General features: G+C 62.6%; 16 protein-coding genes. 9 read left to right on the forward strand and 7 right to left on the reverse strand.

Annotated features, from left to right (window positions below; genetic code table 11):
• Nucleotides 1–306: 306 nt before the first annotated feature.
• The gene (locus tag BLT09_RS20575) at nucleotides 307–1,350 is read right to left on the reverse strand and encodes a glycine--tRNA ligase subunit alpha (protein ID WP_091596196.1); all 1,044 of its coding nucleotides are present in this window, start codon (nucleotides 1,348–1,350) and stop codon (nucleotides 307–309) included.
• A gap of 317 nt (nucleotides 1,351–1,667) precedes the next feature.
• Between BLT09_RS20575 and BLT09_RS20580 the strand changes: the two genes are divergently transcribed.
• Nucleotides 1,668–3,494, forward strand: coding sequence for a patatin-like phospholipase family protein (locus BLT09_RS20580; RefSeq protein WP_167366484.1), 1,827 nt, complete (start codon nucleotides 1,668–1,670; stop codon nucleotides 3,492–3,494).
• 68 nt (nucleotides 3,495–3,562) lie between these two features.
• On the opposite strand, the gene BLT09_RS20585 is transcribed toward BLT09_RS20580, so the two are convergent.
• Nucleotides 3,563–5,338: a tetratricopeptide repeat protein gene (locus tag BLT09_RS20585; protein WP_091596198.1), complete on the reverse strand. Its 1,776-nt coding sequence runs from the start codon at nucleotides 5,336–5,338 to the stop codon at nucleotides 3,563–3,565.
• Nucleotides 5,339–5,668: 330 nt separating this feature from the next.
• Between BLT09_RS20585 and BLT09_RS20590 the strand changes: the two genes are divergently transcribed.
• Complete coding sequence (locus BLT09_RS20590; RefSeq protein ID WP_091596200.1) at nucleotides 5,669–6,769, forward strand: helix-turn-helix transcriptional regulator; 1,101 nt, start codon at nucleotides 5,669–5,671, stop codon at nucleotides 6,767–6,769.
• A 158-nt stretch (nucleotides 6,770–6,927) separates the two neighbouring features.
• On the opposite strand, the gene BLT09_RS20595 is transcribed toward BLT09_RS20590, so the two are convergent.
• Complete coding sequence (locus tag BLT09_RS20595) at nucleotides 6,928–7,944, reverse strand: polyprenyl synthetase family protein (protein ID WP_077381375.1); 1,017 nt, start codon at nucleotides 7,942–7,944, stop codon at nucleotides 6,928–6,930.
• A 162-nt stretch (nucleotides 7,945–8,106) separates the two neighbouring features.
• Here BLT09_RS20595 and BLT09_RS20600 point away from each other — a divergent pair, with 162 nt between their 5' ends.
• From BLT09_RS20600 to moaB, 6 genes are all read left to right on the forward strand, one after another.
• On the forward strand, nucleotides 8,107–8,331 hold the full coding sequence (locus BLT09_RS20600) for a putative signal transducing protein (protein WP_027152315.1): 225 nt from the start codon (nucleotides 8,107–8,109) through the stop codon (nucleotides 8,329–8,331).
• Nucleotides 8,331–9,131 carry a tRNA1(Val) (adenine(37)-N6)-methyltransferase gene (locus BLT09_RS20605; RefSeq protein ID WP_027152314.1) on the forward strand — a complete coding sequence of 267 codons (801 nt, stop codon included), beginning with the start codon at nucleotides 8,331–8,333 and terminating at the stop codon, nucleotides 9,129–9,131. Before BLT09_RS20600 ends, BLT09_RS20605 begins: the two co-directional genes overlap by 1 nt.
• Nucleotides 9,132–9,216: 85 nt before the next feature.
• Nucleotides 9,217–10,083, forward strand: a complete 867-nt coding sequence (locus tag BLT09_RS20610; RefSeq protein ID WP_091596201.1) for a S49 family peptidase — start codon at nucleotides 9,217–9,219, stop codon at nucleotides 10,081–10,083.
• 80 nt (nucleotides 10,084–10,163) lie between these two features.
• Entirely contained in the window at nucleotides 10,164–10,349 is a 186-nt protein-coding gene (locus tag BLT09_RS20615; protein WP_027152312.1) for a membrane protein, read from the forward strand.
• A gap of 25 nt (nucleotides 10,350–10,374) precedes the next feature.
• Nucleotides 10,375–11,277, forward strand: coding sequence for a 4-(cytidine 5'-diphospho)-2-C-methyl-D-erythritol kinase (locus BLT09_RS20620; RefSeq protein WP_091596042.1), 903 nt, complete (start codon nucleotides 10,375–10,377; stop codon nucleotides 11,275–11,277).
• On the forward strand, nucleotides 11,264–11,821 hold the full coding sequence (gene moaB / locus BLT09_RS20625; protein ID WP_091596044.1) for a molybdenum cofactor biosynthesis protein B: 558 nt from the start codon (nucleotides 11,264–11,266) through the stop codon (nucleotides 11,819–11,821). The genes BLT09_RS20620 and moaB overlap by 14 nt, the downstream gene beginning before the upstream one ends.
• A 46-nt stretch (nucleotides 11,822–11,867) precedes the next feature.
• On the opposite strand, the gene BLT09_RS20630 is transcribed toward moaB, so the two are convergent.
• From BLT09_RS20630 to BLT09_RS20640, 3 genes are all read right to left on the reverse strand, one after another.
• Entirely contained in the window at nucleotides 11,868–12,833 is a 966-nt protein-coding gene (locus BLT09_RS20630; protein ID WP_091596046.1) for a phytanoyl-CoA dioxygenase family protein, read from the reverse strand.
• 258 nt (nucleotides 12,834–13,091) lie between these two features.
• Nucleotides 13,092–13,919, reverse strand: coding sequence for an MBL fold metallo-hydrolase (locus BLT09_RS20635; protein ID WP_091596048.1), 828 nt, complete (start codon nucleotides 13,917–13,919; stop codon nucleotides 13,092–13,094).
• A gap of 192 nt (nucleotides 13,920–14,111) precedes the next feature.
• Entirely contained in the window at nucleotides 14,112–15,047 is a 936-nt protein-coding gene (locus BLT09_RS20640; RefSeq protein ID WP_091596050.1) for a cyclase family protein, read from the reverse strand.
• 291 nt (nucleotides 15,048–15,338) lie between these two features.
• On the opposite strand from BLT09_RS20640, the gene BLT09_RS20645 reads away from it, so the two are divergent.
• A complete protein-coding gene (locus BLT09_RS20645; RefSeq protein ID WP_091596052.1) occupies nucleotides 15,339–15,581 on the forward strand; it encodes a type II toxin-antitoxin system Phd/YefM family antitoxin in 243 nt (80 codons plus the stop codon).
• 101 nt (nucleotides 15,582–15,682) lie between these two features.
• Here the strand turns inward: BLT09_RS20645 and BLT09_RS20650 are convergent, their stop codons facing one another.
• Nucleotides 15,683–16,189: a glycosyltransferase gene (locus tag BLT09_RS20650; protein WP_091596054.1), complete on the reverse strand. Its 507-nt coding sequence runs from the start codon at nucleotides 16,187–16,189 to the stop codon at nucleotides 15,683–15,685.
• Nucleotides 16,190–16,307 lie beyond the last annotated feature (118 nt).

The following is a 16,307-nucleotide window of genomic DNA, read 5'->3' on the forward strand; positions in this document are numbered from 1 at the left end:
GCCAAAAATATGCCGCTGCCTGTCGGGCCAGAGCGGGACCATCCGTCCTTGGGTCAAAGATCTCCATGAACCGAACGCAGCGCTGAAGCGACCAACGCTCAGGCAGAGAACTATTGGCTGAACGACTATGAAGACGGCATCGACATTTCTGCAGATCCTCGCGCTCAGCGCCTGTTTTGCGGCGCAGGCTCATGGCACGTTCACGATGCCCGGCGTTAGACAAGCGCTGCGGACAATGGCTGGTTCCAGCGGTCAAGGCGTATCGCCAATCAGCGTATCAGTCGAAATCGCAAACAGCCTCTGGAGCTAAGCCGCCAGACCACCTGCCTGCGTCAGCAAAAACGCCTCGCCGCAGGCTTTCGCCAGATTGCGCACCCGCAAGATATAGCTCTGCCGCTCGGTGACGGAAATCACGCCGCGCGCGTCGAGCAGGTTGAAGACGTGGCTGGCCTTGATGCACTGGTCGTAGGCGGGAAATACCAGACGGTGGTTCCCCTCCCCCTTGAGGGGGTGGCCAGACGCGGGAGGAGTCGCTGGGACCTTGCTTGCGGTGCCTTCTGAGGCGACCCCCTCTGCCCGCTCCGCGGGCATCTCCCCCTCGAGGGGGGAGAGGGGCGCGCCGGCATCGAGCAGCGCCTTGCACTCGGCTTCGGCGTCTTCGAAATGCCGAAGCAGCATCGCGGTATTGGCGAATTCGAAATTGTGCCGCGAATATTCCTGCTCGGCCTGCAGGAAGACCTCGCCATAGGTCACCTTGTCGGCGCCGTCGCGGCCGTTGAAGTTGAGGTCGTAGACATTGTCGACGCCCTGCACATACATGGCCAGCCGCTCCAGCCCGTAGGTGAGCTCGCCCGCCACCGGCGCGCATTCGATGCCGCAGACCTGCTGGAAATAGGTGAACTGCGACACTTCCATGCCGTCGCACCAGCACTCCCAGCCCAGCCCCCAGGCGCCGAGCGTCGGGCTTTCCCAGTCGTCCTCGACGAAGCGGATGTCATGCAGAAGCGGATCGACGCCGATGGCCGCCAGCGAGCCGAGATAAAGTTCCTGCAGATTGGGCGGGTTCGGCTTCAGGATCACCTGGTACTGGTAATAGTGCTGCAGCCGGTTCGGGTTCTCGCCGTAGCGCCCGTCCTTGGGCCGGCGCGAAGGCTGCACATAGGCCGCGTTCCAGCGCTTTGGCCCGAGCGCGCGCAGCGTCGTCGCCGGGTGGAACGTGCCGGCGCCGACTTCCATGTCATAGGGCTGGAGAACGACGCAGCCATAATCCGCCCAGTAGTTGTGCAAAGTCAGGATCAGCCCCTGGAACGAGCGGCTGGGATGCATATGGGCTGGGATATCAATGGTCACGGCGGCCTCGACGGGAAAGGCGGGGATGCGGCCCTCCCTAGAGCGCCCACCGGCAAGCGTCAAGGCAAGGGGCCGGCCGCAGCCAGGGCAATCGGGTGAGTTAACGCATGACATACGGCGCAAGTGAAATCGTCGACACGCCGAAACGGCAGGGACGTGGCGGCCTGATCGTGGCCCTTGCTGGGAGCCAGAGATGAGAGCGCCCAGCGATCAGTCCCGCGCCTCAGCCGTTCGGCGGCTCTCATGTGTGGTATCATTCGGCAGGGCGTCCAGCATCCTGAGGAGACAAAGTCATGGAATCCCAAGGGATGGCTCAGATGTCCTCCGTCGATTCTCTTGCAGCGAGTTTATTGTCGGCAACATTGATGTTCGATCGGGCGTCGTTGCTGGCGCTCGAGGCTTTAGCTGCCGAATCCGACCGTCGGGTCCTGAGACGCGGTGAGGTTCTGGTTCGCGAAGGCGATGCGTCGGACAGGTTTTTCATCGTGCTGTCTGGACGCTTTACGGTACACAAAGGAGATTCGACTGGATCGGTCGCCGAGATCGCGCAGGGTGAACTCATCGGTGAAATCGGTTTCTTCGCGGGACTACCCCGCATGGCCACTGTCCTTGCAGCGCGCGATTCGATCGTCCTTGAAATCGGTCGCAATCATTTCGAGAAGGCGGCCGAGACTTTGCCGAGCCTGAGAGAGGCGGTCACGGTATTTCTGGCGCGCCGGTTTGCCACCCAATCTCCGAGTTCGTCGCGTCTCAAGGAACCTGCCAAGATCCGAACGCTTGCGATCATTGCAGCCGGCGGAAGTCGCATCTCACCGGTGTTCATCCAGCACCTGCGGCAAGCGTTCGGCGCGGCCACGCGCGCTCGGTTCGTTTCCCGGCTTGACATCCAAGCGAAGTTCCCAGGTTTTCCGATCGACGACCAGCCGATCCTTAACTGGTTGAACGAACTGGAGGCGGAAGCCCAATTCATCGTCTATGTTGCCGATGAGGAACCTAATGAATGGACCCAAGTCTGCATTCGCCAGGCCGATACCGTCCTGTTGCTGGCCAACGCATCCTGCTCGCCTCGTCTGAACCCGTCTGAGGAACTGACGCTATCGGTCCATCCGCCATCGACCAGTCGGCTTGTCCTAATTCACGACACTCGCTCGGCTGCGGTCTCCGGTACCTCTGCATGGCTCGATGAGCGACCCTATGTTGACCAGCATCATCATGTTGCGCTGGACGACGCGTCTGATTTCCAGCGCCTGGTCCGGTTTATTTCGGGCAAGGCACTGGGCTTCGTGGCGGCAGGGGGTGGGTCCCTCGGCAGCGCTCATTTGGGCGTCTACAAGGCTTTCGTTGAGGCGGGCGCTTGCTTCGACTATCTCGGCGGGACAAGTTCCGGCGCGGCGATGATGGCCGGCTTCGCAAGAGGCTTGGATGCCGACCAGATCGACCGAGGCACCCACAATATATTTATCAAGAGCCGGGCGTTTCGCCGTCCCACCTTGCCGCATTTCGCGCTTCTGGATCACAAAGCGTTTGATCGGGCCCTTCGGCTGGAATACGGCGACGTTCTGATCGAGGATCTTTGGCTTCCGTTCTTTGCGCTTTCGACCAATCTGAGCAGCCGTCAGCCCCATGTCCACCGTCGTGGAAAGCTCTGGCACGCCGTTCGGGCGTCCGGCTCCATCCCGGGCGTCCTGCCGCCGTTCTTTACGGATGACGGCGATATGCTGGTGGACGGCGCTATCATGAACAATTTGCCGCTGGAGCAGATGAAGGAGCTCAAGACCGGACCCAATGTCATCGTTACCTTCGGGTCGAGTGCACCGCAGAAATACGACATAGACTATGACCGCATCCCCGGAGCTTCCGAACTGGCATTCGCCTTGCTGAACCCTTTCGGTCGTGCCCGCTTGCCTCGGGTTCCCAGCATCCTTCAGGTCATTGACATGAGCATGCTGGCACACCGGCCACAAGACATTGCCGTCGGCGCAGAGGATATCCTGGTCTGTCCGGAGGTTCCGAACACGATCAGCTTCATGGATTGGAGTCGGCATTCCGAGTTGTTTTCGGATGCCTACGACCGTACGACCCGATGGATCGAGGAACAGAACGACTCAGGGCTCCGAGCGGTGCTCGGCACCGCGCACCATTAAGCATGGCTTATAGTCCAGACCCTTAGCGACAGCGGCGACGAGCCCCGCATAATCGAATTCAGAAGTATTCAGCCCTTTGGCGCAGTCGTCGGTTCGGGCTTGACCTTCGGGGTTTCCTGCGCCGTGTTGGATTCGATCGGCGGCAGGCCCTTCAGCAGTTTCTGCTGCAAGGCGGCGAGCACGCCGGGATCCGGCTTCAGGTCGCGAGCCTGGTTCCACTGGAAGGTGGCTTCCAATTTGCGGCCGACGCGCCAATAGGCATCGCCAAGGTGATCGTTGAGCACCGGATCTTCCGGCTTCAACGAAACGGCACGTTCCAATTCGCGCACCGCATCGTCGAATCGGCCAAGGCGGAAATAGGCCCAGCCCAGCGAATCGACGATGTAGCCGTCGCTCGGCCTGAGCTCGACGGCCTTCTGGATCATCTGAAGGCCTTCCTCGAGGTTGGTGTTCATGTCCACCCAGGAATAGCCAAGATAGTTCAGAACCTGCGGCTGGTCGGGGAACAATTCCAGCGCCTTGCGGAAATTCGGCTCGGCCTTCGGCCACTCCTTCAGTCGCTCATAGGCGATGCCGCGCTGGTAGAAAATGTTCCAATCGGCGCGGGTCGGGGCCTTCAGCATCGCCACCGCCTTGTCATAGAGACCGGCCGCGGAGCGGAAATCCTCCTTCGAGGCATAGACACCACCGAGCGCCTGATAAGCGCGCATGTCGTCGGGACGCGCTTCGACGAGGGCCTTCAGATGGGCGATGGCCTCGTCATAGCGGTCGAGATCTGCAAGGTTGAGCCCGAGCTGCAGTTCCGACAGCGTCTTCAGCGGCGAACCCGCCGGGATGCGGCGATAGAAGGCGATGGCGCCCTCGCCGTCCTTCAACTGCTCGGAGACGGCGGCGAGTTGGACGAGGGCCGCGTCGCTGTCGGGCCTCAGTGCCAGGGCGTATTGCAGATAGAGGCGGACGAACGGCTCACCGCCGCCGCGATTGAGCGCGGTGGCGAGATCGAGCAGAATTTCCGAGGCGCCGTCGGACGGGCCGGCAACGAAGGGTTCGATCTTCTCGCCCTTGGCGATCCTGTCGCGAAGCGCCGATATCTCGACCTTGCCGGGTGCAAATGCCTCGGCCTGATCGAGGACGGACAGCGCCTTGTCCTTGTCACCCTTGCGGGCAAGGAAGGAGGCATAGGCCTGCGCGTTGCGCATCCAGGTTTCGGGCGCGGCGGCGCCGGTCGCGGTGTCCTGCAAGGTGGCGGCGTAGATCGCATCCGCCTTTTCGGGCAGGCCCGAGGCATCGGCGATAAGCCCGCGATGGAAGGATTTGAACAGGCCGAACCAGTCCGGGCCCTGCAGCTTTTCGATCGAGGCCATGGCCTCGCCGGGGTCGCCGGCGCCCTGCTTGGCCCAGCCGGTCATGACGCCGGAGATCAGCCGGTCGAGATCGGATTCGAGCGAAAGCTTGAGCCAGTATTCGGCCTTGGAAAAGTCCTTCTTGTGAAAGGAGCCGACGGCCAGCGCCAGGCGCGAGAACCGCTCGACGTCGGGAACCGTCTTGAGCTTGTCGGCATAGACCAGGGATTCTTCGAAGCGCCCCTGCGCGATCAGCGACAGCATTAGGCTTTGCTGCAACGAGGTGTCACCGGGAGCGAAGGCGAGCGCCTGCTTGTAGTAGGCGATGGCGCTGTCGAGATCATTGTCGCCTTCGGCGACCCGCGCGGCAAGATAGGCCCCCGAGAACGACGTGATATTGACTGGCTCGGTGGTCTCTTTGGCATAGGCGGGCAGACCGGAGACCGCCATGCCCGTCACAATTGCCAGCCCTGTCAGCCAGCGCGCACATCCTTGCCGCATCATATCCCTTTCAGTCGAAGCCATACCCGCGTCAGCGGATCGCCGTTGACTCGATCTTTTCCACGTTAAGCATGGCCTTTTTGGGGTGAGGCTTCAACCCGGCCCGAATTCACAATCGGGTAATGCTATCAAAAACAACGCGGAAAGGCGCCAAATTGCGACCGTCGACCGCGATTTGCCGGCCTGACGCGCTGCCGGCCTGTCCTGCTGCAGCATCGGCGCCGCGATGCCGTAAGCGATCCGTAAGCGGCGGGCGTCGATAGTTTCCGCAGCGGAATGATGCGTGGAACCGTGCAGATGGATGCCGTTGCTTCGCCCAGGAAGATGCCGATGCTGGAAATGCCGCAGGGCCAGCAGGCCTTCGCCATTGTCGATCGAATCTACGAAGCGTCGTTCGCGGCCGAGCTGTGGCCGGAGGTATTGGCGGCGGCAGGCGCGATCTCCCGCTCGGCAAACGGCGCGATCTTTGTAGTCAGCGATCATTCGCCGGTCCGCGCCATCACCGAAACGCATCTCCAGCCCTTGCTCGACGAATTCATGAAGCGGGATACTTGGCGGTTTTCCGAGAGCGTGAAGCGCATGTGCGCCGCGCAGCCAGCAAGCTTTGTGCGGGTCGATAATTTCATCACCTGCGAGGAGATCGAGCGCGATCCCGTTCGCAAAAGTGCCACCGCGTTTGGCATCGGGCCGCATCTATGCACAGCCATCCCCATGCCTGGCGGCGAGCTTGTCCTTTTTGTCTTCCAGCGCTGGCTGAAGGACGGGAGTTATGACCAGGCCGCAATCGATCTGTTGAACGGACTGCGTCCGCACGTCGCACGGGCCGGCCTCGTCGCCGGGCGCCTGGGTCTGGAACGGGCCAGGACCGCCGTATCCATTCTCCGGGAAATCGGGCTGCCGGCCGCAATCATGAGTGGATCGGGCCGTGTGCTGACGGCCAATCCGCTTTTCGAAGGCATGGCGGACGTCTTCCTTCCCACAGCCCATGGTGGTATGGCGATTGCCGATCAAACTGCAAACGCGCTTTTCCAGCAGGCCATCGCGCAGAACCGGGATAACCGCGTCGTGCGGTCCATCCCGGTTGCGGCCATCAAAGGGCGACCCGCGCTGGTCATTCAGCTGTTGCCGCTGCGCCGCGCCGCACACGATATTTTTTCGGGTGCAGATGTATTGGTTGTCGCAACCACGGTCGGTACCGGCGCCACTGTTCCGTCGCCCAATGTGCTTTCAGGCCTGTTCGACCTGACGCCGGCGGAAGCCCGGCTCGCCGTCGAGCTGGCCTCCGGCCATTCGGTGCAGGAGGCGGCCATGGAAATCGGCATCGCCGTCAAATCGGCCCGCACCTATCTCGAGCGAATCTTCCGGAAAACCGAAACCAGCCGTCAGAGCGAGCTCGTGGCGCTGCTGAAGAGCGCGTGGTCATTTTCATGACCTCGACAGTTTGCCGGGCGCGCTGACCGTCACGGAGCCCTGCCCTGCTGCTAACCATGCTGCTGCGGAACGTGCATGATTTCACCGCCGCAATGGTTCATCGGGGAAGACCAAAATCACGGGCCGGCGCCGTGCCGGCCAAATGGCGGCGATGTCTCTCAGTTCACCCGGCTGATGCAGAAATCGATGACGTCGAGCAGCGCCGATTTCTGCGGCGTCGCTTCAAGCGGCGCCAGCGCGTCGCGGGCGATCTCGCCGAAATGGCCGGCGCGCCCGATGGTGTCGGCGATAGCGCCGTGGCGGGTCATCAATCCGATCGCCTTTTCCAGCCCGGCGTCATCGGTGACATTGTCCTCGATGGCGCGCTTCCAGAAGCTGCGTTCGGCCTTGGTGCCGCGCCGGTAGGCGAGGATCACCGGCAGCGTCACCTTGCCTTCGCGAAAGTCGTCGCCGACATTCTTGCCCAGATCCTTGCTGGTGCCGCCATAATCCAGCGCATCGTCGATCAGCTGGAAGGCAAGGCCGAGATTCATGCCATAGGAGCGCAGCGCCGCGCGATCGTTTCGCGTCGCCTGGGCGATGACCGGACCGACCTCGGCGGCGGCCGAGAACAGGGCAGCGGTCTTGGCCTTGATCACCGCGAAATGCTCATCCTCCGTGGTTTCGAGGTTCTTGGCGGCGGCGAGCTGCATCACCTCGCCCTCGGCAATGATCGAGGCGGCGCTGGACAGGATGTCGAGCGCTTCCAGCGAACCGACATCGACCATCATGCGGAAAGCCTGGCCGAGCAGGAAATCGCCGACCAGCACGCTCGCCTGGTTGCCCCAGATCATGCGGGCGGTCTTCTTGCCGCGTCGCATGCCGCTCTCGTCGACGACATCGTCGTGGAGGAGCGTGGCGGTGTGCATGAACTCGACTGATGTGGCGAGCTTGACATGGCCCTCGCCGGAATAGCCGAACATCTGCGCTGAGGCGAGCGTCAGCATCGGCCTCAGCCGCTTGCCACCTGAAGAGATCAGGTGGTTGGCAATCTCCGGGATCATCTCGACGTCGGAACCGGCCTTCGACAGGATCAATTTGTTGACGCGCCCCATATCGGCCGAAGTCAGGTCGATGAGATCCTTAATGGAGGCGGCTTCCCGCTTTCCGTTTTCGATGTTGAGAACGACACCCACGACAAACTCCCGTCTTATGTCACGCGCACGACGGCACCCCGATACCGCAGCAGACTCTAGGGCGCTACCCACAGGCACGGCAAGAGGCGATTTGGCGCGGTCGAGGTGGCGACGGAAGCCACCCACGTTTACATAGACGCTGCAACCTGCGAGTTTCGTCCTATGATAGAGCTTATCCGCACCAACGACGCCGTGATCATCTCCTTTGTCGAATCGCTGATGCGCGATGCCGGCATCGGCTGTTTCGTCGCCGACCAGAACATGAGCGTGCTCGACGGTTCGATCGGCATCCTGCCCAGGCGCATCATGGTCGACGCCGACCAGGCCGATGCGGCGCGGCGCATCCTGACGGATGCCGGCATCGCCAACGAGATGCGCCAGAAGTAATGCCCGCGGTGCGCGTCACCCTTGTCCAGGATACGCCGGCCCATACGGTGGATGCTTTTCATCGCGGGCGGTTCTGGCTGGTGCAGCCGAAACAGGCAGGCCATCGCGCCGGCATGGACGCCATGATGCTGGCGGCTGCGGTGCCGTCCTCCTTCGCCGGGCGCCTTGCCGATTTCGGCGCGGGTGCTGGCGCCGCAGGCCTGGCCGTGCTGTCGCGCTGTCCTGATGCCGAGGCCGTGCTCATCGAACGGTCTCCGGAAATGGCGGCCTTCGCCGCAACGACGCTTGCCCACCCCGGCAATGCGCATCTCAACGACCGCGCCTCGGTGCTCGCCGCCGACGTCGCGCTGTCGGGCCAGGCGCGAACCGCCACTGGGCTTGCCGACAACTCCTTCGATTTCGTCATCATGAACCCGCCCTTCAACGCCGCCGAGGATCGCGCCACGCCCGACCCGCTCAGGAAGGCGGCGCATGTGATGGAAGACGGGCTGTTCGACAGCTGGATCCGAAGCGCGGCTGCTGTGGTCAGGCCGCGCGGCGGTCTTGCCGCGATTGCCAGGCCCGATCAGCTCGGCGCCATCCTCGATGCGATATCAGGCCGCTTCGGCGACGCCGAGATGCTGGCCGTCCACCCCCGCCCCGAGGCAGCGGCGATCCGCATCGTCGTCAGGGCAATCCTCGGCGCACGCGGAAAACTGTCGATCCGCCCGCCGCTGATGCTGCACGCACAATCCGGTGACGGCCCCACGGAGCGGACCGAGATGATCAACAACGGGATGGCATCGCTGTTCGGCGACTGAGCCTTTTTGGCCGGCCGGCGTCGCGGCATTGCCGTTGGCCGGCGAATCCCTACATGCCTTCAAGGCAATTTTGACCGGAGACCCCGTGAAACGCTTCCTGAACCGCCTGCTGCCGAAATCCTGGCGCTCCGACATCGTCACCATTCCCGTCATCCGGCTGCACGGCACCATCATGCCCGGCGGCGGCCCGTTCCGGCCGAGCCTGTCGCTGGCATCCACCGCCGGCCCCATCGAGAAGGCGTTTTCCTTCGACGCGCCCGCGGTCGCCATTTCGATCAATTCGCCGGGCGGCTCGCCAGTGCAGTCGCGGCTGATCTTCAGACGCATCCGCGACCTGGCGAGCGAGAAGAACAAAAAGGTGCTGGTCTTCGTCGAGGACGTGGCGGCGTCGGGCGGCTACATGATCGCGGTCGCCGGCGACGAGATCTTTGCCGATCCGTCGTCCATCGTCGGTTCGATCGGCGTTGTGTCGGCCTCGTTCGGCTTTCCCGAGCTGTTGAAGAAGATCGGCGTCGAGCGCCGCGTCCACACGGCCGGCCAGAACAAGGCGGTGCTCGATCCGTTCAAGCCAGAGAAGAAGGAAGATATCGAGCGGCTGAAGGCGCTGCAGCTCGAGGTCCACGAGACCTTCATCGACCTCGTCAAGGACCGGCGCGGCGCCAAGCTCAAGGACGACCCGGACCTGTTCACCGGCCTGTTCTGGACCGGCAAGAAGGGACTGGAACTCGGCCTTGTCGATGCGCTCGGCGATATGCGCAGCGTGCTGAGGGCCCGTTTCGGGCCAAAAACCCAGCTCAAGCTGATCACGGCGCCGCGCGGCCTGTTCGGCCGCTTCGGCTGGTTCGGCTCAAGCAGAGGCGGCTTTTCGGCGCCCGAGATCGCCGCTGCTGCCGCAAGCGGCGTGATCGATGCGGCGGAAGAGCGCGCGCTGTGGACGCGCTTCGGGCTTTGAAAAACCGGCGAAAGCGTTTAACTTAAAGCTTGATCGGCCCGACGGGCGCCGCAGTCGGCCTTGCGAGGGAGGAGTTTGACATGCCACAGATCATTTTCTTTATCGCAGTCGGCCTGCTCGCCTATTTCGGCTATCGCTCCTTCGTCAGGGAAGCCGAGCGCGTGACGGCCAAGATACGGCGCACCGAAAAGCAGGCTAGCAACGGCACAATGGGCACGCTGGTCAGAGACCCGAAGACCGGCGAATACCGCCTGGCCAAGGACTGACATCATCCCCCTCGTGACTGAGACAGTGGCTTCCGGCAATAGGGTCCGGGCATTGCATGCGCATGCCAAGTTAAATCTCGCGCTGCACGTCACCGGCAGGCGCGCCGACGGCTATCACACGATCGAGAGCCTGGCGGTGTTCACGCGCTTCGGCGACCGTGTTGACATAAAACTCGCCGACAGCGACGGGTTTTTCGTGTCGGGCCGATATGCCTCCGCAGTCCCGCTCGACGACAGCAATCTGGTCGTGAAAGCGCGCGATGCGCTGCGAAAACAGGCTGGTGCGCGGCATACGCCGCCGGTCGCAATCAGGCTCGAAAAGAACCTGCCGGTCGCATCCGGCGTCGGCGGCGGCTCGAGCGACGCCGCAACGGTGCTGCGCGGGCTGGCTGAGACATGGCGGCTGGACCTCGACGATGCCGACCTGGCGCGGGTCGGCCTCTCGCTGGGCGCCGACGTTCCCATGTGCCTTATGGCAAGGCCGCTGATCGCGCGCGGCGTCGGTGACGAATTGTCGGCTGTGCCGGGCTTTCCCGCGCTCGGGCTGGTTCTCGTCAATCCCGGCACTGCCATCGCCACGGCCGAGGTGTTCAATGCGCTTTCTGATCGCGACAATGACGGACTGCCGCCGCTGCCGCGCGACCTCGACTTCCACAGCATCCGCAATTGGCTGGAGATCACCCGCAATGATCTCGAACCTGCAGCACGGGCGATCCAACCGGTTATCGGCAAGGCGCTTTCGGTGCTTAACAAGGCCGGAGCGGGGTTCGCGCGAATGTCCGGTTCCGGTGCGACCTGTTTTGGGCTGTTCGAGACCGGCAATGTCGCCAAGCGGGCCGCCGTCGATATCCGCAGCCGCCATCCCGACTGGTTCGTCGCCGCGACGCGAAGCATGACATCGGAGCCTGACGCATATGGCCAGGATTGACGAAAGCCGCTCCTTCATTCCCGTGCGCATCGCAGTGCTGACCGTTTCCGATACGCGCAGCCCTGCCGACGACAAATCCGGCCAGGTGCTGGCCGACCGCATCGTCGAAGCCGGCCATATTCTCGCCGGCCGCGACATCGTCACCGACGATCGCGAGAAAATCCGTGACAAGGTTCTGGCCTGGTCGAAAGACGAAGCGATCGATGTCGTCATCACCACCGGCGGGACCGGCTTTACCGGCCGCGACGTAACGCCGGAGGCGCTGGAGCCGATCTTCGAAAAGCGCATGGACGGCTTTTCCGAAGTGTTCCACCGCATTTCCTACGACAAGATCGGCACGTCGACGATCCAGAGCCGGGCAACCGGCGGCGTCGTCAACGCGACCTTCGTCTTCGTGCTGCCGGGTTCGCCCGGCGCCTGCAAGGACGCCTGGGACGGCATTTTGAAGCCGCAGCTCGACTACCGGCACATGCCCTGCAACTTCGTCGAGATCATGCCGCGCCTGGACGAGCATCTGCGGCGCGGCGGCACCAAGACAAGTTAAACCAGGTTCTCAAAAGGCTGTTTCGGGACCGGAATCAGCGCCGAAATCACCGAATGACCGGCTCGCCGTGGAACCGCCGGCGCGAGGGCGACGATACGCCGAAGCCGACTTCCATCATCAGCCGCGGCTTGCGCGTCGGCACGGTGCCCATGTGGAAGCCGAAGGGATCCTCGACGAAGCCCGATCCCGCCTCTCCGGTCAGCGTAATCGGACTCTGCGCGCCGTAGACATTCAGAACCTCTTCCGCGGGATGGCCGACGAGGAGCGTCAACTGGTGCTTGAGGGTGCGGCGGTTGTGGCTGCCGCGGACATAGACATGCGGGCCAGTCTCGGCATCGACCGGATTGAGATAGAAGAAGAATTTCAGCATCCGCCAATCGTCGAGATCGAAATGGTACTTGCCAAGCGACGCCAGGTTCTTCTCGGCGTCGGAGGCGGAGCTCGTCGGAAAGCTCCACCAGACGCGCGTGGTGATCAGCTTCGCCTGGCTGCCGAGATAATGGGCAGCGATGTCGAGAAGCAGCGGATCGCGCTGCACGCTAAGCGCAGCGTTACAGTCGAGGATCCGCTCGAAAAAGTGGCCGCTGAGCAACGGACGGCCGAAGCGCTTCTCGGCCTCCGCGTGCTTTGCCGGCAGGAACTCCAGCCGACGGTCGAAATTACCGAAGCAAGGCGTGCGCTGCGCGAAGCTGGCGATCTCCTCGTGGATCGACTGCGGCAGCGCAAGTCCGGAAAAGAGCCCGTCCGAGCGGAGCGCGCCGACCACCGCATCACGATCGATGCCGGTGAACACCGTTTCCTGGACTTGTTGTGCCGGTCGAACCGGTTTTGCGCCACGCCAATGCAACCGCCGCGCCGGCATGGTGCGCGCCAGCATGAACATCGGCAGCCATGCCGGGTTCTCACGAAGGTCCGACAGATAGGTCGGAATCCGCACGGCAATGCGGCGCAGCAGGCTGCCATTTCGAGCGATCGACTCGAGGCTTGCAGCACCGGATTTGTCAGGGGTCATCAGGATCCTCAGCTGTGAGTGCGGCGCCGACGAAACGTCGGCCGCTCACCGCTCAGGCGTTACCCAAACCCGCCCGCCCACATCCCAGGAATGGTAATCCCCGGCCAGGCTTTGTGCAACGCACAATAAAAGGATCTCTCGGAATCCTTCTGGCAAGCTTGACGGAGCATTAAGGCTCGTTGAGTTCGCGACAGCGCGTGATTTGAACGAGGTGGAGTAGTGAGGCCGCGCATGGCTGATTGGATCGAGCCGAAGCGATCAAACACCTTCGAGGATGATGATCGTGGGCCGGTCGGGCAGCGTCTTCAGTGAGACCGTCAACGATCGGCCGGAGAGGAATTCCACCGCGAAATCGTCGCCCATCCTGCCTGTGAACTCACTGATCGGGGTCGCATGGCGATGCATCGGCAGGATCATCGATGAAGAGAGTCGCGCGGTGATTTCGGTCATCCGGTCGAGCGACAGCGTCATGCCGCCGTCGATCGGCACCATAAGGATATCGAGCCGGCCGATGGCGCCGTAATGCGCATCCTCCAGCCGGTGGTGCAGATGGCCGAGATGGCCGATGCAGAGTCCAGCCACTTCGAAAATGAAAATGGAATTGCCGTCCTTGCCGAGATCGCCGCCATTGCGGATATCCGTCGGCACGTTCCGGATATAGACATCGTCGACGACAAGCGCGTGGCGCGCCGGACCGCCGTCCGGATTCCAGCCGCGCAGCACATATTCGATGCCGGGATCGACATGGTCCGAATAGTGGGTGCTGTGAGCCCTGTTCATGGTCACGACGCGCGGCAGCGGGTCAGCGCCGTAGACGCCGGAAAAGTCAGTAGCGATCCGGACGCCGGCCGGTGTCTCGATAACGTAGGTCGAATGGCCGGCATAGGTGATCGTAACGTCACCATCGACGAAAGCCTGGGCCAGCCGAGACGTCTGCGACTTTGGCGCTGTGAAGCTGGCATAGGTGGCCGACGGCAGCGCTTCAGCGATCGCAACGCATCTCGACGGCGGCGGCTCTTCCTGGGCCGAAGCGGCGAACGGCCAGAAAGCCACAGTCAGCAGAACGGCGGCGGACAGGCGGAGCAAGGCTGTCTCCCGTGGCAGGATTGGCGCTCATGCCACGATAGCGCCAGCAATTGTGATGGCTATCATCGGGACAGTCACGTTTTCGCGAGCGCCGGAGGGGCTGGTCGTCTGGACCTTGTCCCGACTTGCAGACAAATCGCATGGAAAGGGACCCGCCACACCCCAGGCCGCCCCGATTGCTATCGCCAGTGATCAGGGCGTCGGGCGGAAGACGCCGTTCTCGTCGCGCTTGAGCGGCGCGGTTTGCCGGGAAAGCGGCGCACCAGGCGCTTCGGTGACCGAGACGCCCTCGGTCCAGTCGGCGGGTGCAATCGCGATGTAACGCGCATATCCGCCTGACCCGCCGAGCGGCTTGGCGAAGCCGATTGTGACCAACGCGCCGGCCTCTGGCACCTTGTCGAGATTTGCAACGCCTTCTGCCTGCGTGAAATCGTTGTGAAGCAGCCAGTGTTCGCCTTCGAGATTGGGCGTGGTGTCGGTGTCGAGCGGTTCATGACCATGAAACAGAATCTTCCGCTCCAGATGCAGGAATTTCAGTGCGTCCAAACTGACGCCTGGAAACGGTTTTTGGTTGAAGCGCGCGGCATCGGACCATTTCTTGTACCAATCCGAACGCACGAAGACGACTGAACCTTCCGGTATGCGGCCGTGCCGCTTTTCCCACTCTTCGATGTCGGCGACCTGGAGGTGATAGCCTTCGTCAGCCTGCACCTTGCCGCTGATGTCGATGACGACGAGCGGCCGCACGGCATAGGTGGCCGGCAGGTCGCTGATCGTTGCGCCGAGCGGATTCCAGTGGGAGGGCGGATCGAGCTGCGTGCCATATTGGTCCGTCGTCAACTCGTAGGCGCTCGCAACAAACCCGTGCTTGTCGTAAGTGAACTCTTCGCCGGCCTTGATGTAGCCCTCGATATCCTTCCCGGCGACAGCCGGCTTGAACCTGGCATTGGCGAAGCCCGGCCATACCGGCTGCACCGGCTCGAAGGCATGGGTCAGATCGATGTACTTGGCCGATTTGAGCGTGTTCTCATAAACCGACCAAAGCGACGAGTCCTGCGCCACCGCGATCGTTGGCACTGAGCAAGCGGCTGCCAGCAAGGCGATACGAACGAATTTGGATATATTCATCTGCGATCTCCCCGAAATGTCGCCGAGTATCGCGAGTTTCCCGCAGGACGACAAGCATGTGCATCCCTCCCACGAATATCGCGCCAATGCGGTTCCATCATGCCCGGCCATCACCGCATGCAGGAGTTCGTCGGCTGATTCAATTTGCTTCAATCGCTCCGGATAATTGTCGTAAGATCAAGCGTTGACCAACACGGAAAAATCGCGCTGCCGTCGTCTAAAGTTCCCGATTGCCGTTCTGTCCACACGCCGCTCGACGACGGCGCTGACGCGCGACCTCAGGAGAGAACCATGACCATCACCGTCAAGGTCGGAGAGGCCAAGACACACCTGTCAAATCTGCTGGCCAAGGTCGAAGCCGGCGAAGAAGTCATCATTTCGCGCGGCAACGAACCGATCGCGAAACTGAGCCGAATTCCCAAAATCAACGACCTGGGCGCCCTGATCGAAGAAGTCCGCGCCGCGCGGTCCAGGGCCAAGCCCGTCACCGCCGAGGAGGTTCTGGCCTGGAAGCATGACAGCCATCGCTACTAATGGTCTTCGTCCTTGATGCGTCCGTTGCGGTCGCATGGCTCCTTCGGAGGAACACAGACGACGCGACCGTCCTCGCCCGCTTACCGGCAAAGAAACGACCGTCACTTCACCGGCGCCACCCAGATCTCGGCGTCGAGCCTCCTGGTCGCAAGGCCGCGGGCGATGGCCTCGGCGTTGCGGGCGTTCTTCGATAAGGAAGCGGCCTGACGCTTGCTGATCACCAGCCCTTCGGCCAGTGCCCGGTTTCCCGAAAACACTCGCGACAGGAACGGCACGCGGCTGCCGCGCGCCCGCGAGAATCGCGCCGGCATGGTTTGCCTGGCGGTGTGGGCGACGACCTCGTCGATCCAGCCCTCGCCCAACCGCGCGCCCGGCTCCAGTAGCAGCAGCCAGTCGCCCTTGGCCTGCCTGATGCCGGCAGCAATGCCGCCGCTCGCCACATACAGGCAGCCGGCATGTTCGGCAACGCGGTGCGTCTGGTCGGTCGAGCCGGTGTCGCAGACGATAACGTCGCGCACCACGCCCTCGACCGCGCCGCCGATCAGCGAGGCGAGCGTGCGGGCAAGTCTTTCCTCGTCATTCAGGGTCTGGATGAGAACGCTGAGCATCGTTAGCCGAATAGCGGAAAGCCGGGCGCAGCGCCAGTTTTTGCGTCGCTCTATAAAAATGTTCTTGCTTTGTTCCATCGAATAAAATAGGATTATTTTCATGAACAGAGCGATTCGA

It is taken from the genome of Mesorhizobium muleiense, from assembly GCF_900099905.1.
Classification (GTDB): domain Bacteria; phylum Pseudomonadota; class Alphaproteobacteria; order Rhizobiales; family Rhizobiaceae; genus Mesorhizobium; species Mesorhizobium muleiense.